This window comes from Isoalcanivorax indicus, assembly GCF_003259185.1.
Taxonomy (GTDB): domain Bacteria; phylum Pseudomonadota; class Gammaproteobacteria; order Pseudomonadales; family Alcanivoracaceae; genus Isoalcanivorax; species Isoalcanivorax indicus.
The window spans coordinates 115,014-141,673 of the sequence record NZ_QGMP01000002.1; the positions used below are offsets into that span (position 1 = coordinate 115,014).

The 26,660-nt window shown below is 63.4% G+C and carries 25 protein-coding genes; 15 read left to right on the forward strand and 10 right to left on the reverse strand.

The window, feature by feature from the left end:
• Nucleotides 1-7: 7 nt before the first annotated feature.
• Nucleotides 8-646: an orotate phosphoribosyltransferase gene (pyrE, locus tag DKW65_RS12430; RefSeq protein WP_111657738.1), complete on the reverse strand. Its 639-nt coding sequence runs from the start codon at nucleotides 644-646 to the stop codon at nucleotides 8-10.
• Nucleotides 647-659: 13 nt separating this feature from the next.
• Nucleotides 660-1,376 (reverse strand): ribonuclease PH, encoded by a 717-nt coding sequence (gene rph, locus DKW65_RS12435; RefSeq protein ID WP_111657739.1) that lies wholly within the window; start codon nucleotides 1,374-1,376, stop codon nucleotides 660-662.
• Between the two features lie 169 nt (nucleotides 1,377-1,545).
• Here rph and DKW65_RS12440 point away from each other — a divergent pair, with 169 nt between their 5' ends.
• The 8 genes from DKW65_RS12440 to DKW65_RS12475 all read left to right on the forward strand — a co-directional run bounded on the left by DKW65_RS12440 (nucleotide 1,546) and on the right by DKW65_RS12475 (nucleotide 9,430).
• Nucleotides 1,546-2,415 (forward strand): YicC/YloC family endoribonuclease, encoded by an 870-nt coding sequence (locus DKW65_RS12440; protein WP_111657740.1) that lies wholly within the window; start codon nucleotides 1,546-1,548, stop codon nucleotides 2,413-2,415.
• An 88-nt stretch (nucleotides 2,416-2,503) separates the two neighbouring features.
• A complete protein-coding gene (locus tag DKW65_RS12445; protein WP_111657741.1) occupies nucleotides 2,504-2,815 on the forward strand; it encodes a type II toxin-antitoxin system HigB family toxin in 312 nt (103 codons plus the stop codon).
• A 1-nt stretch (nucleotide 2,816) separates the two neighbouring features.
• Nucleotides 2,817-3,242, forward strand: a complete 426-nt coding sequence (locus DKW65_RS12450; RefSeq protein WP_111657742.1) for a helix-turn-helix domain-containing protein — start codon at nucleotides 2,817-2,819, stop codon at nucleotides 3,240-3,242.
• Between the two features lie 105 nt (nucleotides 3,243-3,347).
• Nucleotides 3,348-5,588 carry a catalase/peroxidase HPI gene (gene katG / locus DKW65_RS12455; RefSeq protein WP_111657743.1) on the forward strand — a complete coding sequence of 747 codons (2,241 nt, stop codon included), beginning with the start codon at nucleotides 3,348-3,350 and terminating at the stop codon, nucleotides 5,586-5,588.
• A gap of 133 nt (nucleotides 5,589-5,721) precedes the next feature.
• Nucleotides 5,722-6,366, forward strand: coding sequence for a guanylate kinase (gene gmk, locus DKW65_RS12460; RefSeq protein ID WP_111657935.1), 645 nt, complete (start codon nucleotides 5,722-5,724; stop codon nucleotides 6,364-6,366).
• Between the two features lie 42 nt (nucleotides 6,367-6,408).
• The gene (rpoZ, locus tag DKW65_RS12465) at nucleotides 6,409-6,672 is read left to right on the forward strand and encodes a DNA-directed RNA polymerase subunit omega (protein WP_111657744.1); all 264 of its coding nucleotides are present in this window, start codon (nucleotides 6,409-6,411) and stop codon (nucleotides 6,670-6,672) included.
• A gap of 163 nt (nucleotides 6,673-6,835) precedes the next feature.
• Nucleotides 6,836-8,968 (forward strand): bifunctional GTP diphosphokinase/guanosine-3',5'-bis pyrophosphate 3'-pyrophosphohydrolase, encoded by a 2,133-nt coding sequence (gene spoT / locus DKW65_RS12470; RefSeq protein WP_111657745.1) that lies wholly within the window; start codon nucleotides 6,836-6,838, stop codon nucleotides 8,966-8,968.
• Nucleotides 8,969-9,043: 75 nt separating this feature from the next.
• Complete coding sequence (locus DKW65_RS12475; protein WP_111657746.1) at nucleotides 9,044-9,430, forward strand: RidA family protein; 387 nt, start codon at nucleotides 9,044-9,046, stop codon at nucleotides 9,428-9,430.
• A 23-nt stretch (nucleotides 9,431-9,453) separates the two neighbouring features.
• On the opposite strand, the gene DKW65_RS12480 is transcribed toward DKW65_RS12475, so the two are convergent.
• Nucleotides 9,454-10,278, reverse strand: a complete 825-nt coding sequence (locus DKW65_RS12480) for an NAD-dependent epimerase/dehydratase family protein (protein ID WP_111657747.1) — start codon at nucleotides 10,276-10,278, stop codon at nucleotides 9,454-9,456.
• 79 nt (nucleotides 10,279-10,357) lie between these two features.
• Here DKW65_RS12480 and DKW65_RS12485 point away from each other — a divergent pair, with 79 nt between their 5' ends.
• The 4 genes from DKW65_RS12485 (at nucleotide 10,358) to DKW65_RS12500 (ending at nucleotide 15,726) form a co-directional block, all read left to right on the forward strand.
• On the forward strand, nucleotides 10,358-11,275 hold the full coding sequence (locus DKW65_RS12485; protein ID WP_111657748.1) for a LysR substrate-binding domain-containing protein: 918 nt from the start codon (nucleotides 10,358-10,360) through the stop codon (nucleotides 11,273-11,275).
• Between the two features lie 28 nt (nucleotides 11,276-11,303).
• Complete coding sequence (gene recG, locus DKW65_RS12490; RefSeq protein WP_111657749.1) at nucleotides 11,304-13,379, forward strand: ATP-dependent DNA helicase RecG; 2,076 nt, start codon at nucleotides 11,304-11,306, stop codon at nucleotides 13,377-13,379.
• Nucleotides 13,380-13,480: 101 nt separating this feature from the next.
• On the forward strand, nucleotides 13,481-14,611 hold the full coding sequence (locus DKW65_RS12495) for an aminotransferase class V-fold PLP-dependent enzyme (protein ID WP_111657750.1): 1,131 nt from the start codon (nucleotides 13,481-13,483) through the stop codon (nucleotides 14,609-14,611).
• 86 nt (nucleotides 14,612-14,697) lie between these two features.
• Nucleotides 14,698-15,726, forward strand: coding sequence for a DUF5924 family protein (locus tag DKW65_RS12500; protein WP_111657751.1), 1,029 nt, complete (start codon nucleotides 14,698-14,700; stop codon nucleotides 15,724-15,726).
• A 31-nt stretch (nucleotides 15,727-15,757) separates the two neighbouring features.
• Here DKW65_RS12500 and DKW65_RS12505 read toward each other — a convergent pair whose 3' ends face one another.
• Nucleotides 15,758-16,906, reverse strand: coding sequence for an alkane 1-monooxygenase (locus tag DKW65_RS12505; RefSeq protein ID WP_111657752.1), 1,149 nt, complete (start codon nucleotides 16,904-16,906; stop codon nucleotides 15,758-15,760).
• Between the two features lie 171 nt (nucleotides 16,907-17,077).
• On the opposite strand from DKW65_RS12505, the gene DKW65_RS12510 reads away from it, so the two are divergent.
• Nucleotides 17,078-17,419, forward strand: coding sequence for a hypothetical protein (locus DKW65_RS12510; RefSeq protein ID WP_111657753.1), 342 nt, complete (start codon nucleotides 17,078-17,080; stop codon nucleotides 17,417-17,419).
• Nucleotides 17,420-17,499: 80 nt separating this feature from the next.
• Nucleotides 17,500-18,072: an aspartyl/asparaginyl beta-hydroxylase domain-containing protein gene (locus DKW65_RS12515; protein WP_111657754.1), complete on the forward strand. Its 573-nt coding sequence runs from the start codon at nucleotides 17,500-17,502 to the stop codon at nucleotides 18,070-18,072.
• Here the strand turns inward: DKW65_RS12515 and DKW65_RS12520 are convergent.
• The 4 genes from DKW65_RS12520 to DKW65_RS12540 are packed head-to-tail and all read right to left on the reverse strand — an operon-like array spanning nucleotide 18,062 to nucleotide 21,610.
• Complete coding sequence (locus DKW65_RS12520) at nucleotides 18,062-18,895, reverse strand: hypothetical protein (RefSeq protein WP_111657755.1); 834 nt, start codon at nucleotides 18,893-18,895, stop codon at nucleotides 18,062-18,064. The two genes, DKW65_RS12515 and DKW65_RS12520, sit on opposite strands and share 11 nt — an antisense overlap.
• A gap of 6 nt (nucleotides 18,896-18,901) precedes the next feature.
• Nucleotides 18,902-19,666: a glycosyltransferase family protein gene (locus DKW65_RS12525; protein WP_162925857.1), complete on the reverse strand. Its 765-nt coding sequence runs from the start codon at nucleotides 19,664-19,666 to the stop codon at nucleotides 18,902-18,904.
• Nucleotides 19,659-20,615 (reverse strand): hypothetical protein, encoded by a 957-nt coding sequence (locus DKW65_RS12535; RefSeq protein ID WP_111657758.1) that lies wholly within the window; start codon nucleotides 20,613-20,615, stop codon nucleotides 19,659-19,661. The genes DKW65_RS12525 and DKW65_RS12535 overlap by 8 nt, the downstream gene beginning before the upstream one ends.
• Entirely contained in the window at nucleotides 20,606-21,610 is a 1,005-nt protein-coding gene (locus tag DKW65_RS12540; RefSeq protein WP_111657759.1) for a hypothetical protein, read from the reverse strand. Before DKW65_RS12540 ends, DKW65_RS12535 begins: the two co-directional genes overlap by 10 nt.
• Nucleotides 21,611-21,917: 307 nt before the next feature.
• On the opposite strand from DKW65_RS12540, the gene katG (DKW65_RS12545) reads away from it, so the two are divergent.
• Nucleotides 21,918-24,095 carry a catalase/peroxidase HPI gene (gene katG / locus DKW65_RS12545; RefSeq protein ID WP_111657760.1) on the forward strand — a complete coding sequence of 726 codons (2,178 nt, stop codon included), beginning with the start codon at nucleotides 21,918-21,920 and terminating at the stop codon, nucleotides 24,093-24,095.
• A gap of 101 nt (nucleotides 24,096-24,196) precedes the next feature.
• On the opposite strand, the gene DKW65_RS12550 is transcribed toward katG (DKW65_RS12545), so the two are convergent.
• Complete coding sequence (locus DKW65_RS12550) at nucleotides 24,197-25,819, reverse strand: alpha/beta hydrolase (protein ID WP_111657761.1); 1,623 nt, start codon at nucleotides 25,817-25,819, stop codon at nucleotides 24,197-24,199.
• Nucleotides 25,820-25,913: 94 nt separating this feature from the next.
• Nucleotides 25,914-26,570, reverse strand: a complete 657-nt coding sequence (locus DKW65_RS12555; RefSeq protein WP_111657762.1) for a hypothetical protein — start codon at nucleotides 26,568-26,570, stop codon at nucleotides 25,914-25,916.
• Between the last annotated feature and the right edge of the window lie 90 nt (nucleotides 26,571-26,660).

Below are 26,660 nucleotides of genomic sequence, written 5' to 3' on the forward strand. Positions count from 1 at the left end.
TTCTGTATCAGTTCACGCCATACTGCTGGCGGTAAGCCTGCATCGCTGCCAGCCGCGCATCGTCGCGCGCTGCCAGCCAGGCGATGATATCGCCCATACTGACAATACTGTGGACCGGCACCCCGAGACGGTGTTCCACCTCCTGAATGGCGGACTTGTCCCCCTGGCCGCGTTCCTGACGATCCAGCGCCACCACCACCCCGGCCATGCGCGCCTCGGAACCCTCGAACAGGGCCGCCACTTCACGAATGGCCGTACCCGCCGTGATCACATCATCAATCACCAGCGCCCGCCCGGAAAGGGGGGCGCCGACAATCAGACCGCCTTCGCCATGATCCTTGGCTTCCTTGCGGTTGAAGGCCCAGGGCTTGTCGATGCCATGGTGCTCCGCCAGCGCCACGGCCACCGCCGCCACCAGGGGGATGCCCTTGTAGGCCGGGCCGAACAGCATGTCGTACTCGACCCCGGAGGCCACGATGGCGTCCGCATAGAAACGCCCCAGCCGCGCCAGCGCCTCCCCCGTGTGAAAGGTTCCGGCATTGAAAAAGTAGGGGCTCACCCGGCCTGACTTGAGCGTGAACTCGCCGAATTTCAGCGCCCCGCGCGCCTGGGCAAATTCGATGAACTGCTGCTGATATGCCTGCATGCCGACTCCGCCCTTACCAGCCCAGCGCCGCCTGCTGGCGCTGCACGATATCGCGAATGCCCGCGTCCGCCAGCTTCAGCATGGATTGCTGCTCGTCGAAGGTGAAGGGTGCCGCTTCTGCCGTGCCCTGCACTTCGACAAAGCCACCATGCTGGGTCATGACCACGTTCATGTCCGTGTCAGCGGCAGAGTCCTCGATATAGTCCAGATCCAGCACCGGCTGGCCCTTGTACAGACCCACCGACACCGACGCCACCAGGCACTCCAGCGGGTCCTCCTTCACACGCTTGTTGTTGAGCAGGAAGGTCAGCGCATCCACCAGCGCCACACAGGCCCCGGAGATGGACGCCGTGCGCGTGCCGCCGTCGGCCTGCAGCACGTCGCAATCGATCAGGATGGTGTTCTCGCCCAGCTTTTTCATGTCCACGGCCGCACGCAACGACCGACCGATCAACCGCTGGATTTCCAGCGTCCGTCCGCCTTGCTTGCCGCGCGCCGACTCGCGCTGGTTACGGGTGTGGGTCGAGCGCGGCAGCATGCCGTACTCGGCCGTGATCCAGCCCTGACCCTTGCCCTTGAGAAAACGCGGCACGCCGTCTTCCACCGACGCGGTGCACAGCACCCGGGTATCGCCGAACTCCACCAGCACGCTGCCTTCAGCGTGGCGCGTGAATTCACGGGTAAAACGGATCTCGCGTAGCTGATCCGGGGCACGGCCAGAAGGGCGCATCATGACTCCTTGAAACCTTTCATAACGGTGGCCTGCGGGGTCCGCAAGCCGATGAGCCGCCGATTCTAGCACAGCCTCGGGTCAATCCCCGTGGCCGATGGCGGCCCCGCCCGCTAGACTGGCAGCCTGCCATCCACCCCGACCACCACAGAACAGGGAGCGTGACCCGATGATCCAGAGCATGACCGCCTTTGCCCGTCTCGACCGGCATATCGACGCACAGCGCACCACGCTGGTCTGGGAACTCAAGTCGGTCAACCACCGTTACCTGGAGGTCACCCCGCGCCTGCCTGATGCCTTCCGCGAACTCGACGGCCCGGTGCGCGAGCTGTGCCGCAAGCGGCTGAATCGCGGCAAGATCGAGGTGGGGCTGCGCTATCAGGCCGAAGCCGGCGAGGCGGCCATCAGCCTGGACGAAGCGCTGGTCACCCAACTGGGCGACGCCCTGCACCGGATCGGCGCCCTGATCAAGCATCCGGCCCCGGTCAGCCCCACCGAGGTCATCCGTATGCCCGGCGTCCTGCAGACCCGCGAGGCCGATTTCAGCACCTTGATACAACCCGCCCTGGCGATGCTGGATGAGGCCCTGACCAGCCTGGTGGAAACCCGCGCCCGGGAAGGTGCCGCCCTGGCAGACATGATTACCGAGCGCCTGGACGGCATCCTGGTGCAAGTGGCCCGCACCCGCGCCGCCCTGCCACGCATTCAGGAGGCCATGCGCCAGCGCCTGAAAAAGCGGGTCGAAGATGTGGTCGCCAGCCCTGATCCTGATCGGCTGGAACAGGAGCTGGTCCTGCTGGCGCAAAAAATGGATGTGGCCGAAGAACTCGACCGCCTTGAAGCTCACGTCACTGAAGTCCGCCGCGCGGTGGAGCAGGGCGGCCACGTCGGCCGTCGCCTGGACTTCCTGATGCAGGAACTCAACCGCGAGGCCAACACCCTGGCCTCCAAGTCCATCGACACGGAAACCACCCAAGCGGCGGTGGAACTGAAGGTGCTGATTGAGCAGATGCGTGAGCAGATCCAGAATATTGAATAAAACGACTGGCAGGGAAGCCAGGGCACCACAAAGTTGACATTTTGGCAACTCCTGCTATCCTCCTGATCATGCCGACAAGGATTGTTATATGCATGTCATATCCAGGAAGCCGTTCAATGATGCGGCACGACGACACCCCAATGATGCCGAGGCACTTCAGCGCCTGTACCGGGTGCTTCGGACCGGCGAGTTCGACACACCGGCAGCACTGAGGGCAGTGTTTCCATCACTGGACAACTTCCGGCACAAGGACAAGTGGTGGGTTATCGATATCGGCGGCAACAATCTTCGCCTGATCGCCTTTATCGAATTCCGCGACAACCGGATGTACGTCAAACACATCGTGCCACATGGCGAATATGACGCACTGTGCAAGCGCTACGCGAAACAGGGTGACTGACATGACTTCGCATGCAGCAATCAAGGAAATGGCGGCCGCGCTGTTCCGCGAGGCGCGCTACATCAGCCATATCAGCAGCGACAGCGACTACGCCGCCGCGCTGGAACTGATGGACGAGCTGATTGAGGATTACGATGCCCAGAAGCCGCTGATAGAAGTGCTGGGGGCAGCCATCGAGCGCTGGGAAAACAGCGCACCGGAATTCGAGCAGTTCAACACCGCAGTAGCTGGCCTTGACCCGGCCATCAGTACGCTGCGCCTGCTCATGGAGCAACATGGCCTGGGTGTCGCCGACCTGCCGGATATTGGCTCCAAATCACTGGTGTCCCGCATCTTGCGTGGCGAACGCAGCCTCACCCGCAACCACATTGACGCGCTGTGCCAGCGCTTCGGCATCAGCCCGGCGCTGTTCTTCCGCAAAGTCTGAAGATCGAATAAGGATTTCGTATCTGATCCATAGGTAATAAAAATGCAACATTCCGCTATGGCGTGAATATATTTTCCTGGTCTTCAACGACCAGGGACCTATGAGATGTTCAAGAAAACCTTATCGCTGCTTGCGGTCGCCGCGCTGGCCTCGTCGCCCGCGCTGGCGTCCAAACCTGCCGGTGTCACCGGCGCTGATCACGGCTCACGCGGCTCAATGTCCAGCCAGTACTGGTGGCCTGACATGCTCGACCTGCGCCCGCTGCGTCAGCATGCTGCCGAGTCCAACCCGCTGGGCCAGGACTTCCATTACGCTGACGCGTTCGCAAAGCTGGATCTGGATGAGGTCAGGGCCGATATCAAAGCCCTGATGACCGACTCCCAGGACTGGTGGCCCGCCGACTATGGTCACTACGGCCCCTTTTTTATTCGCATGGCCTGGCACAGTGCCGGCACCTATCGTATCTCTGACGGTCGCGGTGGTGCCGTCGGTGGCCAGCAGCGTTTCGATCCGCTCAACAGCTGGCCCGACAACGTCAATCTGGATCGCGCCCGCCGCCTGCTGTGGCCGATCAAACAGAAGTATGGCAACAGCCTGTCCTGGGCAGATCTGATGGTGCTCACCGGCAACGTGGCGCTGGAATCCATGGGCTTCAGAACCTATGGCTTTGCTGGCGGCCGCGAAGATGACTGGGAGCCCGATCTGGTCTACTGGGGTCCGGAAACCGCCTTCCTTGATGATGAACGTTACGAAGGCGACCGTGAGCTGTCCGGCCCGCTGGCCGCTGTGCAGATGGGTCTGATCTACGTGAACCCGGAAGGCCCCAACGGCAACCCGGACCCGATCGCGGCGGCCCATGACATCCGCGAAACCTTCGGTCGCATGGCCATGAACGACGAAGAAACCGTGGCCCTGATTGCCGGCGGCCACACCTTCGGCAAGGCCCACGGCGCGCATAACCCCGCCGACTGTCTTGGCCCGGAACCGGCCGCAGCCGGCATCGAGGAGCAAGGACTGGGCTGGGTCAACCGCTGTGGCACCGGCAAGGGTGCCGACACCATCACCAGCGGTCTGGAAGGCGCCTGGTCGGTGAACCCCATTGCCTGGACCACCCAGTATCTGGATAACCTGTTCGGCTTCGAGTGGGAGCAGACCCGCAGCCCGGCGGGCGCCATCCAGTGGATTCCGGTGGACGGGCAGGCTGCCAATCTGGTGCCCGATGCGCACGACCCGAGCAAGCGCCACGCGCCGATCATGTTCACCACCGACCTGTCGCTGCGCGAAGATCCGATCTACCGGGAAATTTCCCTGCGCTTCAAGGAAAACCCGGACGAGTATGCGGACGCCTTCGCCCGCGCCTGGTTCAAGCTGACCCACCGCGACATGGGCCCGCGCTCGCGCTACGTGAACGCAGACCTTCCCGACGAAGATCTGATCTGGCAGGACCCGATCCCGGCCGTAGACCATCCGCTGATCAGTCGCCGCGATGCCAATCGCCTGAAGGCGCAGATTCTGGACTCGGGCCTGTCGGTGCAGGAACTGGTACGCGTGGCCTGGGCGTCGGCCTCCACCTTCCGTGGTTCTGACCTGCGCGGCGGTGCCAACGGTGCGCGCATTCGCCTGGCGCCCCAGAACGAGTGGGCCGTGAATAATCCGGATGAACTGGCACACGTACTCGAAGTGCTCGAGGGCATCCGTGCGGACTTTAATGACCGCCGCTTCAGCCGCAAGCAGGTGTCCATCGCCGACATGATCGTGCTCGGCGGCGCCGCTGCCGTCGAGAAAGCCGCCGCCGACGCCGGCCATAAGGTGGAAGTGCCCTTCACACCGGGCCGGGCAGACGCCACTGCCGAAATGACCGACGCCGCATCTTTCGCGCCGCTGGAGCCCCGCGCGGACGGCTTCCGCAACTACTTCGACGGCCGCAGCTACCGCTCACCCACGGAAATGCTGGTGGATCGCGCTGACCTGCTGACCCTGACGGTGCCGGAAATGACCGTGCTGGTGGGTGGCATGCGCGCCCTGGGCGCCAACGCCGACGGTTCGCAGCACGGTGTCCTGACCGACCGTCCCGGCACCCTGAGCAACGACTTCTTCGTCAACCTGCTGGACATGTCCACTCGCTGGGAGCGCTCCAGCGAACAGGAAGGTCTGTTCATCGGCCGTGACCGCCGCAGCGGCGAGCAGACGTGGACCGCCACCCCGGTGGACCTGATCTTCGGCTCCAACGGTGAACTGCGGGCCATCGCCGAGGTGTATGCGGGCAACGACGCTGACGAGAAATTCGTCAGCGACTTTGTCGCCGCCTGGACCAAGGTGATGAACCTGGACCGCTTCGATCTCTGATCGGCGCGAGCCCTGCCGCATGTACCCATGAACGGCGCCCTCGGGCGCCGTTTTCTGTTGGTGTGACGCCGCCGCGTGAGCCGCCTATAATGCCCCGGCACATGCCCCCAGCCGTTACGGACCCGACATGCCCATGACTCCTGCCACCGCCCGAGGCACCCTGTTCATCGTTTCCGCGCCCTCCGGCGCCGGCAAGACCAGCCTGGTGGCCGCGCTGGTGAATGCCCTGCCGGATGTGCGCATCTCGGTGTCTCACACGACCCGGCCGATCCGGCCCGGGGAGCAGGACGGGGTCAATTACCACTTCACCGATCGCGACACCTTCCTGGAAAAGGTGGGCGAGGGGCGCTTTCTGGAGCACGCCGAGGTGTTCGGCAACCTCTACGGCACCTCCGCCGACTGGGTGAATGCCACCCTCAACGGCGGTGAAGACGTGATCCTGGAGATCGACTGGCAGGGCGCCGAGCAGGTGCGCCATCTGATGCCCGATGCCGCCAGCATCTTCATTTTGCCCCCCTCGCTGCCCGAGCTCGAAAGCCGCCTGCGTGGCCGTGGCCAGGACGGTGACGACGTGATCGCCCGGCGCCTGGCGGGCGCCCAGGCGGAAATGGCCCATTACGGCGAGTTCGACTACCTGGTGGTGAACGACGACTTCGACCACGCCCTGGCCGATCTGACCGCCATCCTGCGCAGTCACCGGCTGCGCATCAGCGCCCAGCAACGCGCCCAGGCCGCCCGCCTTGGTGAATTGTTGTCCAAGGCGGACGCAAACGGGTAGAATGCCCGGCTCGCCGCCGACCCATCATGAACGAGGTAAGACATGGCCCGCGTTACTGTAGAAGACTGCCTGGAAAAGCTCGACAACCGCTTTGAACTGGTCCTGGTGGCCAGCAAGCGCGCCCGCCAGCTGCAGACCGGCGGCAAAGAGCCCCGTGTCGCCTGGGAGAACGACAAGCCGTCCGTGGTGGCCCTGCGTGAGATCGCTGAAGGCTTTGTTACCCGCGATTCGGTTGACAACGAAGTCGTGGACCGCAGCGGCGAGATCGACGAGCTGGCCCTGCTGACCAACTCGTTCGGCGAGTAATCCTTCCGCGCCGGGCCACCCTCTGGCCCGGCGCAGCAGTTTTCCCCGGTTTTTCAACCACTCACGGTGCTTTTGTAAGAAGCTGCCGTAGACAAAGCAGCGCCGCAGACTTAGGCTTGAAGTGTCACCGAGCGTAACATTCAGGCAACCAGCGGGCGCCCTATTGGCCACCATCAACACATTGGTAAAACGGCTCAAGAGCTATCTGGACGACGACAAGATCGCCCAGGTCGTGCACGCCTACGAGTTTGCCGAACGCGCCCACGAAGGCCAGTACCGCCGTACCGGTGACCCCTACATTACCCACCCGCTGGCCGTCGCCAACATCCTCACCGACATGCACATGGACCATGAAAGCCTGATGGCCGCCATGCTGCATGATGTGATCGAAGACACCGGCGTGAGCAAGGAACAACTGGCGGATCTGTTCAGCCCGGAAGTGGCCGAGCTGGTGGATGGCGTTTCGAAAATCGCCCAGATCAAGTTCGAATCGAAGGCCGAGCAGCAGGCCGAAAACCTGCGCAAGATGATGCTGGCCATGACCCGCGATATCCGCGTGATTCTGGTCAAGCTGGCTGATCGGCTGCACAACATGCGCACCCTGCACTCCATGCCGTCAGAAAAGCGCAAACGCATCGCCACCGAAACCCTGGAAATTTATGCGCCCATTGCCAACCGGCTGGGCATGTACAACATCCGCGTCGAGTACGAGGATCTGGGTTTCAATGCCATGTACCCGATGCGCGCCGACCTGATTGCCAAGGCCGTCAAGGCGGCCCGGGGGCACCGCAAGGAAATTCTCTCCACCCTCAAGTCCAGCATCGAACACTGCCTGGAAGAAGAGGGCATCCAGGCGCGCATTCTCGGCCGCGAAAAACACCTGTACAGCATCTACATGAAAATGAAAGAGCAGCACAAGCCGCTCAACGAAATCATGGATGTGTACGGATTCCGCATCATTGTCGACAAGGTGGACACCTGCTACCGCGTACTGGGTGCCGTGCATAATTACTTCACACCCATTCCCGGGCGTTTCAAGGATTACATCGCCATTCCCAAGGCGAACGGCTACCAGAGCCTGCACACCACGTTGAAAGCGCGCAGCGGCATTCCCCTGGAAATCCAGATTCGTACCGAAGAAATGGAAGCAATGGCCAACAACGGCATTGCCGCCCACTGGCTGTACAAGGCGGAAGACCCCACCGGCAGCACGCCCACGCACACCCGCGCCCAGGCCTGGATGGGCCGTTTGCTGGAAATGCAGCAAAAGGCGGGCAACTCGATGGAATTCATCGAGAACGTGAAAGTGGACCTGTTTCCCGACGAGGTCTATGTGTTCACACCCAAAGGCGAAATCAAGGAGTTGCCGGTGGGCGCCACGCCCGTGGATTTTGCCTACGCCGTGCACACCAAAGTCGGCAATACCTGCGTGGCCGCGCGCATCGACGGCAAGCTGGCGGCGCTGTCCACGCCGCTGGAATCGGGTCAGACCGTGCGCATCATTACCGCGCCCAATGCCAGCCCCAATCCGGCCTGGCTGAATTTCGTCATCAGCGGCAAGGCGCGCTCCAATATTCGCCACTTCCTCAAGCACCAGCGCCGCGAGGATTCCGTGCACCTGGGCGAGCGCCTGCTGGAGAAATCCCTGGCTGGCTACGGCCTGACCATGAACCAGCTGCCCATTGAACGCGTCGTCTCAGAGCTGGCCAGCAACGGCTATGCCGCGCTGGATGATCTGCTCGAAGATATCGGCCTGGGCAATCGCCTGGCGCCACTGGTCGCGCGCAAACTCGCCGGAAGCCGTGATGATGGCGAAGAGCGCGAGAACGAACAGAACGACCAGGACCGCAAGCCGCTGGCGATTCGCGGCACCGAAGGCCTGCTGGTGAGTTACGCCAAATGTTGTCACCCGCTGCCCGGTGACGCCGTTATCGGCCACCTGAGTGCGGGCCGCGGCATTGTGGTTCACCGCGATACCTGCAAGAACATGCTCAATGAAATGCGCAGCAATCCGGAAAAGTGCATTGCACTCTACTGGGACAAGGAAGTGGCGCAGGACTTTACCGCGGGCCTGCGCGTCGAGCTGGTCAACAAGAAGGGCGTGCTGGCCACCCTGGCCACCACCTTCTCTGAGCTGGGCTCGAATATCGAAACCATTACCATGGCCGAGAAAGACGCCACCGTCACCGTAATCAATGCCAACATCACCGTGCACGACCGGATTCATCTGGCACGACTGATCAAGCGCCTGCGAAAACTGGAAAACGTCATTCGCATCAGCCGCCTGACCGGCTGACACGGCCCGTGACGGGCCGCCACCCAGGCAGTACCATCATCCCTTTGCAACCGCTATCACGCACCGAGACCCATCATGCCCAACCGTTCCGTGATCAGTACCGACAAGGCGCCCGCCGCCATCGGCACCTATTCCCAGGCCATCAAGGTCGGCAGCACCGTCTACCTGAGCGGCCAGATTCCGCTGGACCCGGCCACCATGAACCTGGTGGAGGGTGACATGGCGAGCCAGATCCGGCGCGTGTTCGATAACCTCAGCGCCGTGTGCGACGCCGCCGGCGGCACCCTGCAGAATATCGTCAAACTGAATATCTTCCTCACCGACCTGAGCCACTTCGCACTGGTTAACGAGATCATGGCGCAGTACTTCCACGAGCCTTACCCGGCCCGCGCCGCCATCGGCGTCGCCTCGCTGCCCAAAGGCGCCCAGGTGGAAATGGACGGCATTCTGATTCTCGAATAACCCACAACACCGGCAGGCTGCGCTCAGCCCAGCCTGCCGGCGTAGCCCGCCTTGTAGTCGGGGTAGCGCAGCGGGTAGTGACCCGCGGCCAGGTACTGGCTGCGCACGCGGCGCCCCCCGGGGGCGGCATCCGTCGGCACCGGCAGCGACAGCCCCTGCTGCGCCGCCAGCCAGGCCAGCACCTCATGGTTGCTCACCGGCGCCTCGTCCGTGCCGATAACCACACCCGGCGGTGCATCGTTGGCCAGCCAGCGGCGCGCCAGATGCGCCAGCAATCCCGCACAGTCCGCACTGTGAATGCGGTTACCGTAACGCGCTTCCGGCAGTGCTTCCTCACCTTCGGCCACGCGCCGCGCCAGCGTCAGCAGGCGCGTCCGGCCCGGGCCATAGATCCCCGTGAAGCGCACGCTGGTGGCCAGGGTACGCACCGACAGCTCTTCTTCCGCCGCCAGCAGCAAGCGGCCATTGAAGCGGACAGGGCGGGGCGGCGTGTCCTCATCCACCCAACCCTGCTCCTCGCCATACACCGCCGTGCTGGAAACAAACAGCACCGGCGGCAACGGCTGCTGCACCGCCAGCGCATCAAGCAGACGCAGCGGGTTGGTGATGTAGGCCTGGCGGTAGCCCGCCTCGTCACGCCCGGCGGGCGTCATGATCACACACAACAGATCCACCGGATCGGGCGGCAACATGACCGGGTCACGACTGAGATCCTGCGCGTACAGATCCACCCCGGACGGCGCCTCACTGCCCCGACGAATACCGCTGATACGGTGCCCGTCGGTCTGCAACAATGCCGCCAGTTGCCGCCCCAGATCGCCCAGCCCGGCGATGAGAATATGTGCCATAACATTGCCCTGTTGCCGCTATTAAAGATACATTACCAATAGTCATTACCGATTATCAGCCACGGCAACGGAATCCGCCATGACACTGACCGAACTTCGCTATCTGGTGGCCCTGGCCAGGGAAAAACACTTTGGCCGCGCCGCCGACGCCTGCCACGTCAGCCAGCCTACGCTGAGCGCCGCCATCCGCAAGCTGGAAGAGCATCTGGGCCTGAGCCTGTTCGAACGCCGCCCACGGGAAGTGCGCGTCACCCCCGACGCCGAGCCGATCATCGCCCAGGCCCAGCGGGTGCTGGAGCAAGTCGAGCTGCTGGAACAGATGGCCGATCACCAGCGCGACCAGTTGGGCGCGCCCCTGCGCGTTGGCGCTATCTTTACCGTCGCCCCCTACCTGTTCCCGGCGATGGTGCCCAAGGTGCGCAAGGCCGCGCCGGACATGCCGCTGTTCATCGAGGAAAACTACACCCACGTGCTGCGCGGCAAGCTGGAGCGCGGCGAGCTGGACGCCATCATCGTGGCCCTGCCGTTCTCCGGCGGCGGCCTGGTGCGCGCCCACATGTATGAAGAGTCCTTCTCCGTGCTGCTGCCCGCTGGCCACCCCTGGGAAAAGCAGAAGGAAATCCGCCCCGAACAGATGCTGGAAGAAACCCTGCTGCTGCTCGGCGAAGGCCACTGCTTCCGCGACCAGGTACTGGAACTGTGCCCGGCCATCGACTCGGAAAAACAGAAGAACCTGGTGCAGATCGAGGGCGGCTCACTGGAGACCCTGCGGCACATGGTGGCAGGCGGACTGGGCATTACCGTGCTGCCGGATTCTGCCCTGCGGCATAACGGCTACCGCGACGATACCTTTGTCGTGCGTCCCTTCGCCAGACCCGTACCCACCCGCACCATCGCCCTGGTGTGGCGCGACAGCTTCCCGCGACCGAAAGCCATTGAAGTGCTGCGCCAGGCCGTGCCCCGTGAAGGTCTGGTCAGCCGCGACGCTGCCGCCTGATCCCGCGCCACAGCATGGGTAGCACAACATGAGTGAGCTGGCGGCCCGCCCGCTGGGCGGCCTCAAGGGGGTGGGCCCGCGTGGTGCCGAGCGGCTGGCAAAGCTCGGTTTGCATACGGTGGAGGACCTGCTCTTTCACTTGCCGTTCCGTTATGAGGACCGCACCCGCATCCAGCCCATCGGCCGCCTGCGCCCGGAACAGCATGTGGTGATCGAAGGCGAGGTGCTGGCCGCCGACGTGATGTTCGGCCGCCGTCGCAGCCTGCTGTGCAAACTCAGCGATGGCACCGGCATGGTGGCGCTGCGTTTCTACCACTTCACCGCCGCCCAGAAGCACAACCTGACCCGGGGCGCCCGCCTGCGGGTGTACGGCGAAGTGCGCGCGGGCGGCACCGGGCTGGAGTTCTATCACCCGGAATACGAACTGGCCGTGGGCGACGAACTGCCGCCCCTGGAAAAGAGCCTGACGCCGGTCTACCCGACCACCGAAGGGGTACACCAGAAAACCCTGCGCAACCTCATGCGCCAGGCGCTCACCTTGCTGGAGCGCTACCCGCCCCGCGACCTGTTGCCGCCCAGCATGCTCGACAGCGCCCGCCTGCCGACCCTGCGCGAGGCACTGCTGAAACTGCATGCCCCGCAACCGGATGATCCGGTGGACATGCTGCTCACCGGCAGCCACCCGGCCGTGCAACGGCTGGTGATGGAAGAGATGGTGGCGCATCAACTCGGCATGCTCAGCCGCCGCGCCGGACAGAAGGCGCACAGCGCGCCCGTGTTTACCGACGACCGCCTGGTGCACCGGCTGCGCGACAGCCTGCCGTTCACCCTGACCGGCGCCCAGCGGCGCGTGATCGACGAGATCGCCGCCGACCTGGCCATCCCGTCGCCGATGCTGCGCCTGGTGCAGGGCGATGTCGGCAGCGGGAAGACGCTGGTGGCCGCCGCCGCCGCCCTGATGGCCATTCGGGCGGGCTATCAGGTGGCCCTGATGGCGCCCACCGAACTGCTGGCCGAACAGCATCTGCACAATTTTCGCCACTGGCTGACACCGCTGGATATCGAGGTCGCCTGGCTGGCGGGCAGCCTGACCCCGAAGCAGCGCCGCGACACCCAGGCCCGGCTGGCCGAGGGCCAGGTGCCGATGGTGGTGGGCACCCACGCCCTGTTCCAGGAGGCCGTGGGCTTCCAGCGTCTTGGCCTGACCATCATTGATGAGCAGCACCGCTTCGGCGTGCACCAGCGCCTGGCCCTGCGGGAAAAAGGCCGCGAGGGCAATCAGGTGCCGCATCAACTGGTGCTCACTGCCACGCCCATTCCCCGCACCCTGGCCATGAGTCTGTACGGCGATCTGGACACGTCAGTGATCGACGAACTGCCACCGGGACGCGAACCCATCGACACCCTGGCCCTGCCCGCCGGACGCCGCCCGGATGTGATCGCCCGCGTGCATGCCGCCGCCATGAAGGGCACCCAGGCCTACTGGGTCTGCACCCTGATCGAGGAATCCGATGCCCTGCAAGCCCAGGCCGCCGAGGCCACCTGGGCAGACCTCAAGGAGGCCCTGCCAGACCTGAATGTCGAACTGGTGCACGGCCGCATGAAGGCCAAAGACAAGGCCGAACGCATGGCGCGTTTCTCCCGTGGCGAAGCCCAGCTTCTGGTGGCCACTACGGTGATCGAAGTGGGCGTGGACGTACCCAACGCCACCCTGATGGTGATGGAAAACGCCGAACGCCTGGGGCTGTCGCAGTTACACCAGCTACGCGGGCGCGTCGGGCGTGGTGGCGGCAAGAGTTACTGCGTGCTGCTCTACCAGACGCCCCTGTCACACACCGCCAAAAAACGCCTGGCCGTCATGCGCGAGACCGGCGACGGCTTCCGCATTGCCGAAGAAGACCTGCGCCTGCGCGGGCCCGGCGAATGGCTGGGCACCCGGCAAACCGGCGACCTGGCGTTCCGCATTGCCGACCTGATGCGCGACGAGGCCCTGATGAGCCCGGCACGCGAGGTGGCCGACACCCTGCTCACGGAACACCCCGACACCGCCGAGGCCCTGGTCAAACGCTGGCTCAAGGGCGCCGAAGGCTACGCCGACGTCTGACACGCAGGCGCGGATAAACGCCGGCAGAGTGCCAGCATTGGCCCCGGCCCGGCAAAACCGGCATTATCGAAACCCGCGTTTCACGAACACAGGAGCCAGACATGTCGCGCCAGTTTCCCGGAGTCGATCCGGACGGGCTGCTCGAATATTCCGTGGTCTTCAACGACCGTGCCCTGAACCACATGTCGCAGACCTTCCAGCAGGTGATGCGCGATATCGCCAGCACCCTGCGTGAGGTCTACCGCGCCGCCGGCGTGGTGGTGGTGCCGGGTGGCGGCACCTACGGCATGGAAGCGGTGGCGCGGCAGTTCGCCAACGACGCCACCTGCCTGGTGGTGCGCAACGGCTGGTTCAGTTATCGCTGGAGCCAGATCTTCGACATGGGCGATATCCCCGGCGAAGAAATCGTGCACCGGGCACGCCCGGTCACCCCCGAACCCAAGGCCCCCTGGGCCCCGGCGCCGGTCGACGAGGTGGTGGCCAGTATCCGCGCCGCGCGCCCGGACGTGGTGTTTGCCCCGCATGTGGAAACCGCCAGCGGCATGCTGCTGCCGGACGACTATATCCGCGCGCTGGCCGATGCCGTGCATGACCATGACGGCCTGATGGTGCTGGACTGCGTCGCCTCCGGCGCCTTGTGGGTGGACATGCAGGCCACCGGCGTCGACGTACTGATCAGCGCGCCGCAGAAAGGCTGGAGCAGTTCGCCGTGCAGCGCCCTGGTGATGCTCAGCGAACGCGCCCTGGCGCGTCTGGAAGCGACCACCAGCAGCAGCTTTGCCTGCGATCTGAAAAAGTGGCACCAGATCATGCAAGCCTATGAAAACGGCGGCCATGCCTATCACGCCACCATGCCTACCGATGCGCTGACGCGCTTCCGCGACACCATGCTGGAAACGCGCCAGCTGGGCCTGGAGACGCTCGATACCGCCCAGCGGGAACTGGGCCGCAAGGTCCGCGCCCTGTTCGCTGAACACGGCTTCCGCAGCGTCGCCGCGCCCGGGTTTGAAGCCCCCGGGGTGGTGGTGTGCCACACCGACGACGACGCCCTCCACACCGGCAAGGCGTTTATCGCCCAGGGCCTGCAAACCGCCGCTGGCGTGCCCCTGATGTGCGATGAACCACCCGGCTTCAAGACCTTCCGGGTCGGGCTGTTCGGGCTGGACAAGTTGCAGGATGTAGACGGCGCCGTGGCGCGGCTGGCAGAGGCGTTGGGTCGGGTCCAGCGCTAACGGGTCTGGAAATTATTGTTAAAGCCCCCCGACACACCGGGCGGGCTGCTATAGCCTGTAGCCTCCATCACCAGACATCTGACCCCATGCCCGGCAAACTGGCCCTGTTACTCAAACCACTGATACTGCGCCTGATCGCACTGGCCGAGCGCTATCCCGGTACCCTGGCGGCGGTGGGTTTTGTTTCCGGGGTCGCCAGTTTCATTCTGGTGGACCGACAGGCCGAACTGGCCCGGGTGATCGCTGCATTGATGCTGGTCAGCTGGATCTGGCTGACCCTGGAAAACGTACTGCGCGACGGACTGGCACGCCGCTTCGGGCTTGATCTGCCACCGGTGGTGCTCAAGTTCGCCACCCAGCTCGTGCATCAGGAAAGCCTGTTCTTTGTCCTGCCGTTTTTCTTCTTCAGCACCAGTTGGGACAGCGGCCAGCTGATCTTTACCGGCCTGCTGATGCTCGGCGCCCTGGTGTCGATCATCGACCCGCTTTATTACAACTGGCTGAGCAAACGCCGCTGGCTGTACCTGGGCTTTCACAGCCTGACCCTGTTCGCGGTGCTGCTCACCGCACTGCCGATCATCATCCATCTGACCACCGCACAGAGCTATCAACTGGCCATGGCCATCACCCTGCTGCTGTCGTTCCCCAGCCTGTCGCAGACGGTGCCGCTGCAGACCCTGTGGCGGGTGCCGCTGCTCGGCCTGATGCTGTTCGGGCTGGGCGCGGCCATGTGGCTGGCGCAGCTCTGGGTGCCGCCCGCCACGCTGCGGCTGGCCGACATGACAGTCAGCGCCCAGATGGACCGCGACCGCCGCACCCCCGGACTGGCCGTGCGGACGGTGTCTGCCGAGGTGCTGCGCGACAACGGCCTGTTTGCCTACACCGCCATCCACGCGCCACGCGGGCTCAACGAGCGGATCTACCATGTCTGGCGTCATGAAGGGCAGGAGGTGGATCGTATCGCGCTGGATATCACCGGCGGGCGCGAAGCAGGCTATCGGGCATGGACACGCAAACGACTGTTCCCGGCGCAACCGGTCGGGCGCTGGCAGGTGAAGGTAATAACGGAAGGCGGACAGTTGCTGGGGGTGTTGCGGTTCGAGGTGGTGCAGTGACGGGGCCTGGCCCCATCACTGCGTCTGCGCCTCAGACGATGTTGTTGACCCGCTTCGTGGTACGGAACAACTGATCCATCTCACCCTGGTAATAGGCTTCCACCCGTGGATTCATCACTTTCTTCCACAGCGGCGGAATCAGCGCCAGCACATACATGCTCGCATAGCCCCCCGGCAACTGCGGGCTTTCCTCGTAATGCCGCAACACCTGATAGCGCCGCTTGGCGTAGGCATGGTGGTCGCTGTGCCGCTGCAACTGGAACAACGCCAGATTGGTCAGGAAGTAGTTGGAGTTCCAGCTGTGCGCCGGGGTCACGCGCTCGTAGCGGCCGTTTTCCAGCACCCGGCGGTGCAAGCCGTAGTGCTCGATATAGTTGATCACTTCCAGCGTGAACGCCGCCACGAAGCTCTGACCCAGGAAGAACAGCACGCCCATCCAGCCAAACAACAGCCCGAACAGCACCGCCAGCCCGGCCGAAATCGCATACCACCAGATCAGTTCGTTATGCCGGCTGATGACCGCCTTGCCCTTGCGCTTCAGATAAGCCGCTTCCAGCTTCCAGGCGTTGATGAAATTGTGCGGGAAGGCGCGCAACAGGAAGGTGTAGACGCCCTGATTATACTGGGACGACGACGCATCTTCCGGCGTGGACACGGTGACGTGGTGGCCACGGACATGCTCCACCTTGAAGCCTGCATAGGTCACGCTGGCCAGCAGCAGCCCGCCCGCCCAGTTCTCGATCTTCGGGTCCTTGTGGATCAGCTCGTGCGCCAGATTGATGGCGATCACCCCACCGATGGTGCCGATAGAGACGATCCAGCCCAGCATGCCGAACCAGCTGTAGTCGTTGTTGACGAACACCCAGCCGCTGTAGAGCAGCACGCCCAGCCAGATGGGCACCATCAGCAGCGTCAGCACCCGGTAGATGCGCTCCTCGCTCATGGCGGGCACCTGCACGGCCTCATCCGGGTTGGACGGATCCTTGCCAACGATGTAATCCAGAATCGGAATGATGCCGAAGACCACAACGTAGATGAACCAGGCCCAGTAATCCTGGGTGCCGGATTCGCGGCCGATCATGGCGCTCATCGGCAAGATCGGCAGCACCGTCAGCCAGAACGCCAGATAACCCCATTTCTTCAATCTGAGTACCCGATCCGGGTCCAAACGCCCTAACATAAGCGGCTCCTGCAAGGCTGTTATGATTATTACATTGAACAATGTAACAGTTGGCGCCTTACTCGCCATCTGACCGAACTGACACCCCCGGGCAGGCGCTGGGGCCAACCGGGTGCCCACGGTAGCGCCGCTGTCCCTCTCACCCCAGATCACAGCAACCGGATTATTGCCATGCGCCACGCCATCATCACCGGTACCCTTTTCAGCGGCCTGCTCACCGGCCTGATCGCCACCTTTGCCGGCTGTACGCCCGTGGTCGGCGGCCCCTGTACCTACAGTGACCCGGTCAACGCCCAGGTCAGCGTCGAGCACCTGGATGACAGCCACGCCATGGTGCGAATCCTGAGTCTGGAGGGCCCGGCCAACGCCGCGCCCGGCGATATCCTGGCATTGCCGCGTCCGACAGAAGACCTGGAGCCCGGCGATCAACGCACTGTCACACTTCGTTCCCGCCTGACCGGCAGCTGCACTCCGCTGGAACTGAAGTGGGGATATCCTGCGGCGACACACTGAGGCAAACTAGCCCTCCATCTGGCCCCGCATGCCGTCTGTGGCGAGCTGTCTGTGGCGAGCTGTCTGTGGAGAGAAGAATAATGTTTCTGGATGCTGCCAGGCACCGCTATCTCATGCGGCTTGTCGACAACGTGTCCGCGATCAGCCAGGAACTGGATCAGGCCCTGGCCGACAATGCCGAGATACGACACGCCTTGCTGACCGACATGGCCATGGATTACCCGTCCAACCAATGGACCTGGGAAAATGCCATCAATACGGATGCCGTGGGCTACGATCTGCGGCAGGGCAGTTACACCATGCTGGCACTGTACAAGCCGGGGCATGCACTGACCGCCGCGCACGCGGCCTTCCGCCATACACTGCGCCTTCTGGACGATGTCGAGGGCATCGCCTATGCGTGCATCTCGGCGCTGGATCCGGGGGCCCATCTGGGGCTGCATACCCACAGCCGCAGTCGCCAGATCTTTCATTTGCTGCTGAACGATCTGCAGGGCGGCGCCTGTGAACTGATCTGCGATGGGCATCAGCGAACACTCGAAAAACGCGGTGACACCGCCCTGTTCGACTACAGCCTGCCACACGAAAGCCGCAACCATTCTGACAGCGTTCGTTTCAATCTGATGGTGGATTTCTTGCCGGTCAGCGGATAAACAGTTTCAACGTATCCATATGGAAATTGATCGGGCCTTCATTGATGTTGCCCGTTTTCGGACCGAGCGTGTTGAAGAAGTACGTGGACACGGCACCGTCCTGCTCGTAGAAACCCTCCATGGCACTGACCAGGCCCAGCTCCTCACGCAGCCGGTTCACGACCTTGTGCGCATACTCGTCAAAATACACCGGCCTGGCCAGATACTCCGGCGTGTAATCCGGCGTCCACAGGATGACCTTGCTGCCGCCGTCGAACTCGGTCAGCTCACACAACCTGCTGTGGGCGGCGAAGGGTTTGTTGAAGCGACGAGCGATATAGTCCTTGTGCGCCTGCTTTTCCAGATAGTAATAACGTCTTCGGCTTACGGCGCCATCGGCGCCGTACTCGTAATTGATACCCGGCCTGGCGCCGAGATCCAGACCAGCGAAGGGCAGGGTCTGTGGCTCACCGATCAGCGCGTACGCCTCGGCCGTGGGCCTGAGCCGATAATGAAAGCCCACCTCGGGCACCTTGCTCCCCTTGAACTTGACGGTAAATGCACACCCCGTATGTTCGGCCGAACGGACAGTGGCCGGGTCCCAGAGCCGGTAGTAGCGCAGGAAGTCTTGCGCATGGGGAAGAAAATGTTCGACGTCCTCAGGCGTCACGCGCTTGTAGGTCGTGAAGTAGAATTTCAGGCTGGAAATGCCGCCCTCCCTGAAATTCAGGCCCATATAGTTCATGTCCGGGTAAGCGGGATCACGCAAGGCCAGAAAGCGCTCATAGGCTGAACGCACAGCGTCGTGGCGGGCAAGTTCGAAGATGTCGTGGTAATCCAGCATAGGCGTCTACTTTCCAGCATGCCGTGCCCTGATCCAGGCACGAAAGCGTATCACTTCCCGCAGACGCATCACCCCGATGGCGAATCTCGTCCTCACGGTGTAGGCGCTTTTCCGCCCGGGTATTTCACGGACCGTAATCGGAATTTCCGCCAGACGGTCCCGAAAGGTGCACGCCGTATTCAGGGCCGGAGACGGGCAGCCTTCCGGCGCGTCCACGAGCGAATCCACGACCTTGCCGGACATCAGGCCCATACAGGTATTGATGTCATGCAGGGGCAAGCTGAAAAGCCGCGCCACCAGCCGGTTGAAGCTGACAGTCAGCATACGACGCAGCGCCGAAATACCCACCCTGGAAGCACGCCAGCCGGCGACGACCTCGAAGCCCTGGTCCATTTTTTCCAGAAATCGCGGGAGGTCCCGGATGTTATCGATCATGTCCGGCGCCATCAGCAGCACGCGGGTACCGCGCGAGGCGCGCAGCCCGAAAAAGACCGCCTCGGCCTGTGACAGCGGCCGCCCCGGGTCCTGCCAGTCCAGCGCCAGGCCGTGCAGGGCCGCACACACCTCGGCCGGTGCTCCCGGATAGGCTTGCAGCCCATCCACCACGCGCCAGACGACACCGTGCGTCTCGTTGGCGGACTCACTCGGGAGCTCATTCAGGGGCTCATTCAGGGGCTTGCTCAGGGCCTCGCTCAAGGCCTCAGCAAAGGCGCACATCACGGTCAGGTCCGCATCGGACGTGGTCAGAATGACAAGCGGCTCGCTAGACACTGCCCCAGAATGCTGTCTTTTTGACAACAAACCTCCCGTCGCGGATATGAAAATCCATACCCATATCAATCTTCACATGCGCAAGTTGCCGTGCATGCTGTCTGATCGAACGGATGAAGGCTTCATCATAGTCATGGATTTCGAGGACGTTGATCAGCTCATCGATATCAAGCCCCAGCAGGTACACCCCCATGCCACCGACCTTGGAGGCCACCAGCGCCCGACACCGGATACCATGCCGAAAGTATCGGCCCGCATACTGCAAAAACTCATAGGCCACGAGCGGGTCTTCGTCGGGGAACTGCTCGCAGGCCACGTCGTGGACCTTGCGCATCACCTGATGCAGAGAGTTCGGATCGAAGAAACCGAAGTACGTGTTTATTCTCTTCTTTTCCTTGCCGCCCGAAGCCAGGCTGTAGGAGTGGAAGATTGGCGTCACCTCGTCAATCGTCAGGCCCTTGTCGGCAAAGAAAAAGGCAGCGTCGGGATCGGAAATCACAGACTCATACACCGTCACGTCAGTAACGTGCTCGCCATCCATATTCACCGACGTCAGGTAGTACTGCTCTTCGCCTTCCACCGCGATCACGTCCAGCCCGGGTGCAAAGTACCGTGACGCCACCGAGACCACGTTGGACAACCGATTGCAGGGGTTCGCGCGGGGGTAATAGAAATAGAACTCCAGCGAATACACATCGCCTGCTTTTCTGACACCCCACAACGCCTTGTTGAGGCCGATCTTCGCCCGCACATCCAGAAGGAACTGCCGCGCCGACGCCGGATACGGAAGCGTGGCCAGCGCCTCGCACAGGATGAACGAAGTGGGCAGGACATCCGAAGGGAGCTGGCCGGGCCGGTACTCGAAAAAATTCACGTCGTAATAGCGACCATCCGACGTCAGCAAGGGGTCCGCCATGGGCCCCGCCTCAACGCTGTTGTTCAGGGACATACTGCTCGCACCCTTGTCATTTCAACCTGTGGCCGATCCCACGTCATCCGCAGAGCGTATCGCGTCGCCGGGGTGCCCGCGCTCATCCGCTCCAGCACGCGCACCGCCGGGTAGTTATTCAGGGACACGCACGTCTGCACCGTGTCATAGCGCGCCAGGGCGCGCTCCGCCAGCGCATAAATGACCGGGTAATAACCGCCGACACCCTGTGGGCCTGATACATACAGGCCCTGGTCCATGAATTGCACCGGCACGCCCGCCGGGCGCAGATCCCGTTCCGCTATCACCCCACAGGCCTGCACGCGGCCCGCTTTTTCGAACACCAGAGCCATCACGTCGTCGTCAGCCCGTGCCAGCAACTGTTCAAACCAGCAGGTATACAACGTTCTCACATCCTGCTCGCGCAGCAAGGCATCACGGGAGAAGCGGCTCTCGAAGCGGGCCGCCTCCAGCAGCTGCATTACCCGGGCGTGATCCGTCGGCGCATAGGCACGCACCCGCGACAGAAACTTCGGTTTGCGCACACCTTTCAATGACGACCAGCGGAAGTAACGCTTGATGTCCACCACTTCGCAGCCCATGGCGAGCAGCGCGTTCAGGCCGTTGTAGTCATCGATATCCAGTTCCACCGACACATGCCGCAACGGCTGCATGGCCGCCGCTCTGGACAGGGCCGCATTGAGCAGGGCAGACAGGCGCTCCCGGGTGCAGTCAGGCGCTGCCGCCACCAGCAGATTGGCCATCGGCATGCCGAAATGCGCCGAATCCCAGGCCAGCGGCATGACCGCACAGACGGCCGCCAGCTCCTGCCCGGCGCCCAGGGTGGCGCACACACCGCCTGCCTCCAGCGCGGCCGCCAGTTCATGCCGGAAGAGCTGCTCATGGTCCTGCGGACACAACAACGCCAGCCCCCGGTAGCGGGACAACAGGGTCAGACGCGCGAGGCCGAGATGGCGAACGCCTTCTGAATCGAGAAATGCGACAGGTCCTGACATCACAAAAGAAGCTGTTTTATCGTTATATTGTGGCCGCCGGGCATACCCGGGGCCTTTTCGGAGCCATCGTACCAGAATTGGCGGCTGCCACCCACTGACAATCCCCCCCGTCTCCCGTCACCACCATGTCCCGATTGGGCCCGTCACCCCTTCACGCATCCATCACCTGACAGGCAACTGGGCGATAACCTGCGCCTATCGCCTCCTTCAACAAATATAGCCGCACAGATGCAGAAGCCACCTGATTATTTCCCTATAGTCGGTAGGTGTTGGTAACGCATTTTGAGCCCGGGAAAGGAGAACGGAAATGAGTGGAGAGAAGACAACGGGTCAATGCCCCGTTATGCACGGCGCGATTACGGACACCAGTCGCTCGGTAACGGACTGGTGGCCCAACAGCCTGAATCTGGACATCCTGCATCAGCACGACCGCAAGACCGACCCGCTCGGCGAAGACTTCAACTACCGCGAAGCGGTCAGCAAGCTGGACGTTGCCGCCCTCAAGAAAGACCTGAACGCCCTGATGACCGACAGCCAGGACTGGTGGCCCGCCGACTGGGGTCACTACGGCGGCCTGATGATCCGCATGGCCTGGCACGCTGCCGGCTCCTACCGCGTGGCCGATGGCCGCGGGGGCGGCGGCACCGGCAACCAGCGCTTCGCGCCTCTGAACAGCTGGCCCGACAACGGCAACCTGGACAAGGCCCGCCGCCTGCTGTGGCCGATCAAGAAGAAGTACGGCAACCAGATCAGCTGGGCCGACCTGATCATTCTGGCCGGCAACGTGGCCTATGAATCCATGGGCTTCAAGACCTTCGGTTTCGGCTTCGGCCGTGAAGATATCTGGCACCCGGAGAAAGACATTTACTGGGGTTCGGAGAAAGAATGGCTGGCCCCCAGCACCGCGGGCGAGAACAGCCGCTACGACGGCGACCGCGAATCGCTGGAAAACCCCCTGGCCGCCGTGATGATGGGCCTGATCTATGTGAACCCGGAAGGCGTGGACGGCAAGTCCGACCCGCTGAAAACCGCCAAGGACATGCGCGTGACCTTCGAGCGCATGGCCATGAACGACGAAGAAACCGTAGCCCTGACTGCCGGCGGTCACACCGTGGGCAAAGCCCACGGTAACGGCAGTGCCGACAACCTGGGGCCCGAGCCCGAAGCCGCCGACGTGGAAGAGCAGGGCCTGGGCTGGAACAACAAGGTCGGCCGCGGTATCGGCCGGGATTCGGTCACCAGCGGTATTGAAGGTGCCTGGACCACGAACCCGACCAAATGGGACTACGGCTACTTCGACATGCTGTTCGATCACGAATGGGAGCTGACCAGGAGTCCGGCCGGGGCCTCCCAGTGGAAGCCGGTGAACATCAAGGAAGAGGACATGCCGGTGGACGTGGAAGACCCGTCTATCCGCACCATGCCGATGATGACCGACGCCGACATGGCGCTGAAGATGGACCCGGAGTACCGCAAGATCGCCGAGCGCTTCCGCAAGGACCCGAAAGCGTTCGATGACGCCTTCGCCCGCGCCTGGTTCAAGCTGACCCACCGCGATATGGGCCCGAAAGTGCGCTATATCGGCCCGGAAGTGCCGAAAGAAGACCTGATCTGGCAAGACCCGGTCCCGGCCGGCAAGCAGGACTACGACGTGGACGCGGTGAAAAAGCGCATCGCCGACAGCGGCCTGAGCATTGCCGAGATGGTCTCCACCGCCTGGGACAGCGCCCGCACCTATCGCGGCTCTGACATGCGCGGCGGCGCCAACGGCGCGCGCATCCGCCTGGCCCCGCAGAAAGACTGGGAAGGCAACGAGCCGAAACGCCTGGCCAAGGTGCTGAAAGCGCTGGAGCCGATTGCCGCTGACACCGGCGCCAGCATCGCGGACGTGATCGTGCTGGCCGGGAACCTGGGCATCGAGCAGGCGGCCAAGGCCGCCGGGCACAGCATCAAGGTGCCCTTCGCCCCGGGTCGTGGCGACGCCACCGACGAGCAGACCGACGTCGACTCCTTCCAGTATCTGGAGCCACTGTCGGACGGCTACCGCAACTGGCTGAAAAAGGACTATGTGGTGCAGCCGGAAGAAATGCTGCTCGACCGCACCCAGTTGCTCGGCCTGACCGCGAAGGAAATGACCGTGCTGATCGGCGGCATGCGCGTGCTCGGCACCAACCACGGCGGCACCGCGCACGGGGTCCTGACCGACCGGGCCGGCCAGTTGACCAACGACTTCTTCGTCAATCTGACGGACATGGCGTACAGCTGGGTGCCTACCGGCAAGAACCTGTACGAGATCCGCGACCGGAAAAGCGGCAAGGCACGCTGGACCGCCACCCGCGTGGACCTGGTGCTGGGCTCCAACTCGATCCTGCGCAGCTACGCCGAGGTGTACGCCCAGGACGACAGCAAGGAGAAGTTCGTCAAGGACTTCGTCGCCGCCTGGACCAAGGTGATGAACGCGGATCGCTTTGATCTGACCGCGTAACGCATCACTGCGGCAACCCGACCCGCCGCCCTCTCTGGGGGCGGCGGTTTGACGTTACTGGCAGCCGACCCGCTTCACGCTCCCCCCGCAACCCCACCCGGCTAGCGCGTTGCTTCCAGCGCCTCCGCCAGCCGTGCCAGACGCGCCGGGCTCCAGTGCTCCAGGCCCATCAAGGCAGCCCAGGCCGCCAGGTAATCGCCCATGGCGTACTCATGACCAAACCCCCGCGGTGCCTCACCCGCCGAGATATCGGCCAGCACCTGCAACCCGGTGACCACCGGGAACCAGCGCAGCGCCGGTGACACATCCGGCCCACGCGGGTCCTGCAGCCAGTCCGGACTACGCCAGAACAGATCCGGGCTGAAAAAGGTCACTGGATCGCTGGCATATTGCAGGTAGGCAATGCGGTAGGGCCCCCAGGGCGCCTCACCCCGTTCCAGCCCGCCCTCCTGATTCATGAAGCGCACCACCGACCCATCGCGAAAGCGCGGCCGCCAGATCGGCGAGTCCGGTTGCCGCTCGGCGGTGATATCACGCCAGACCTCACTGCGGAACGGCGGCCCACTCCACAGCGCGCCGGCAAAGGGATCACCGATGATATCGTGGGCATCGAACGCCCGGCCGCCGTTCAGCGCGCCCAGGCTCAACCCGTACAGATACAGCGCCGGGCGCTCATCCTCCGGCAGGGTGCGCCAGTGCCCGTACACCGCCTGGAACAGCGCCCGCGCCGATTGCACCCCGTACTCGCCCTCCACCAGCAACGCCAGGAAGCTCGGCAGATAGGAATATTGCGCCGCCACCGACGCCACATCACCGCCCAACAGATGCTCCGCCGACAACTGCGCCACCGGATCGACCCAGCCAGTGCCGGTGGGCGTGATCAGCAGCAGGGTAGAGCGCTCGAAGGCGCCCACCCTCAGCATTTCCTGCAACGCCAACTCGGCCCGTTGCTCCGGCGTTTCCGCCGCGCCCAGGCCCACATAGACCCGGATCGGCGTCTGTGCAGCCTCGCCCGTAGCGGCCTCGATGGCCGCTGCCGACGGGGTGCCGGCAATATAATCCCGGCCCCGCTGGCCCAATGCCTCCCAACTGATAAGTGAGTCTTCACTGCCGGTGCGCAGCGGCTCCTGCGGCGGCGACTGCTCCGGCTGCACCGTGATATGCCATTGGTGATAGCTGTTATCCGCCCCACGCAGCGCCTTGGAGAACAGCACCCCGTTGCCCACCGACCAGAACAGCATGAACGCCAGCACCAGACCCACGCCGTGGGCAATACGCGGCGGAATCACCCGCCGCAACTGCCTTGCGATCACCCCGAATACCAGCCGGAACAAGCGCGCCACGAACAACAGCCCGACAAACACCAGCACCGTGATCACCCCGACGCCCAGCGGCCGCACCCCGACATCCTCCGGCATGCCCATCAACGCCCGCAGATCGTTCTGCCAGCCCGCCGCCCGCCACAGGAACACCACCGCCACCAGCGCACACAGCGCCGCCGTACCCACCCGGAACCAGAACGCCGCCCGCCCGCGCCACTGGGGAATACCCAGCCACACCCACAACCACAGGCCCGCCACGCCCAGCGCATACCCCGCCGTAAACGACAGCCCGGAAATCAGCCCCTGCGCCGCAAACGGACGCGGCACTAGGCTGGGCGTGAGGGAGAAAGCGAAGAAGAGGGTGGCGACAGTGAGACCGGTGGTGCAGAGAGGGCGGAGCATAGGCACGTCCTTGCTGTGAATTCGCTCACGGCAGATGGTAGCGTGCCTGCCGCGAGACTGCATGCCATGCAGTCTCGCCCGCATGAATAGTGTGCTATGCCTGCCTTTGCGGCGTGATACCCATCCCTTTGGGCAGTTGCCAGGCCGTGATGACAGCAAGCAGCACCCAGAGAACATCGAAGCCGCCCAACATCGAGCCAATATTCTCGACAAACAGGCTGAACACGGCCCCCGAGAACAACGTCAGGCTCGCCGCCACTTCAGCGCCAAACTCCACCAGCGCATAGCCCTGCAGGGCATCATGGAAGCCGACATATTTGCCGATGGCGATACCCGCCAGGCTCGATATCACAGCCACGATCTGCAACGGTCGGCCCTTCCTGCCCTGCGCGGCCAGCACCACCATGCCGCCAGACAGGAGCCCGAGACCCCAGGCGACATATCCCACCTCGTAGCCGGTAAAAATTACCAGCGCGCCCCAGATGGCACCGCCCAGCAAAGCAGCAAACGCGGCAGCAAGAATCGCTACCGGCATGACATCTGAGGAAAAAGCCTCGGCCTTGGCGGCACGCATGATGTCATCGTAGAAATTGCTCACGATATCTGCGGCCTGGTCGCGGGCCACGCCCATTTCTTCCAGGCGTGCCGTGATGGCGAATTTGTCAGCCCCCGCCTTGATCTGCTCGATCATGAACGTCTGGATCTTGTTCAGCACGTCCTCCGGGGACGCGTGTTGCGTTTCCTTGGTCATGATGATCTTCCCTTTCTTGTTATTACCCCTTGATTTATTCCCCTTGCAGCGATGCTGCACCTACGTTATTTCATACTCCTCACAGCGCGG

Excerpts from the sequence above, each read along its gene's own strand:
- DKW65_RS12500 (WP_111657751.1), top strand. The coding sequence starts at position 14,698 with ATGCCCGGCAAACTGGCCCTGTTACTCAAACCACTGATACTGCGCCTG.
- recG (WP_111657749.1), top strand. The coding sequence starts at position 11,304 with ATGAGTGAGCTGGCGGCCCGCCCGCTGGGCGGCCTCAAGGGGGTGGGC.
- DKW65_RS12480 (WP_111657747.1), bottom strand. The coding sequence starts at position 10,278 with ATGGCACATATTCTCATCGCCGGGCTGGGCGATCTGGGGCGGCAACTG.
- DKW65_RS12550 (WP_111657761.1), bottom strand. The coding sequence starts at position 25,819 with ATGCTCCGCCCTCTCTGCACCACCGGTCTCACTGTCGCCACCCTCTTC.
- DKW65_RS12535 (WP_111657758.1), bottom strand. The coding sequence starts at position 20,615 with ATGTCCCTGAACAACAGCGTTGAGGCGGGGCCCATGGCGGACCCCTTG.
- DKW65_RS12520 (WP_111657755.1), bottom strand. The coding sequence starts at position 18,895 with ATGCTGGATTACCACGACATCTTCGAACTTGCCCGCCACGACGCTGTG.
- rpoZ (WP_111657744.1), top strand. The coding sequence starts at position 6,409 with ATGGCCCGCGTTACTGTAGAAGACTGCCTGGAAAAGCTCGACAACCGC.
- DKW65_RS12510 (WP_111657753.1), top strand. The coding sequence starts at position 17,078 with ATGCGCCACGCCATCATCACCGGTACCCTTTTCAGCGGCCTGCTCACC.
- DKW65_RS12440 (WP_111657740.1), top strand. The coding sequence starts at position 1,546 with ATGATCCAGAGCATGACCGCCTTTGCCCGTCTCGACCGGCATATCGAC.
- DKW65_RS12540 (WP_111657759.1), bottom strand. The coding sequence starts at position 21,610 with ATGTCAGGACCTGTCGCATTTCTCGATTCAGAAGGCGTTCGCCATCTC.
- gmk (WP_111657935.1), top strand. The coding sequence starts at position 5,722 with ATGACTCCTGCCACCGCCCGAGGCACCCTGTTCATCGTTTCCGCGCCC.
- DKW65_RS12450 (WP_111657742.1), top strand. The coding sequence starts at position 2,817 with ATGACTTCGCATGCAGCAATCAAGGAAATGGCGGCCGCGCTGTTCCGC.
- katG (WP_111657743.1), top strand. The coding sequence starts at position 3,348 with ATGTTCAAGAAAACCTTATCGCTGCTTGCGGTCGCCGCGCTGGCCTCG.
- DKW65_RS12495 (WP_111657750.1), top strand. The coding sequence starts at position 13,481 with ATGTCGCGCCAGTTTCCCGGAGTCGATCCGGACGGGCTGCTCGAATAT.
- DKW65_RS12555 (WP_111657762.1), bottom strand. The coding sequence starts at position 26,570 with ATGACCAAGGAAACGCAACACGCGTCCCCGGAGGACGTGCTGAACAAG.
- pyrE (WP_111657738.1), bottom strand. The coding sequence starts at position 646 with ATGCAGGCATATCAGCAGCAGTTCATCGAATTTGCCCAGGCGCGCGGG.
- DKW65_RS12445 (WP_111657741.1), top strand. The coding sequence starts at position 2,504 with ATGCATGTCATATCCAGGAAGCCGTTCAATGATGCGGCACGACGACAC.
- katG (WP_111657760.1), top strand. The coding sequence starts at position 21,918 with ATGAGTGGAGAGAAGACAACGGGTCAATGCCCCGTTATGCACGGCGCG.
- DKW65_RS12475 (WP_111657746.1), top strand. The coding sequence starts at position 9,044 with ATGCCCAACCGTTCCGTGATCAGTACCGACAAGGCGCCCGCCGCCATC.
- DKW65_RS12485 (WP_111657748.1), top strand. The coding sequence starts at position 10,358 with ATGACACTGACCGAACTTCGCTATCTGGTGGCCCTGGCCAGGGAAAAA.
- DKW65_RS12515 (WP_111657754.1), top strand. The coding sequence starts at position 17,500 with ATGTTTCTGGATGCTGCCAGGCACCGCTATCTCATGCGGCTTGTCGAC.
- DKW65_RS12505 (WP_111657752.1), bottom strand. The coding sequence starts at position 16,906 with ATGTTAGGGCGTTTGGACCCGGATCGGGTACTCAGATTGAAGAAATGG.
- rph (WP_111657739.1), bottom strand. The coding sequence starts at position 1,376 with ATGCGCCCTTCTGGCCGTGCCCCGGATCAGCTACGCGAGATCCGTTTT.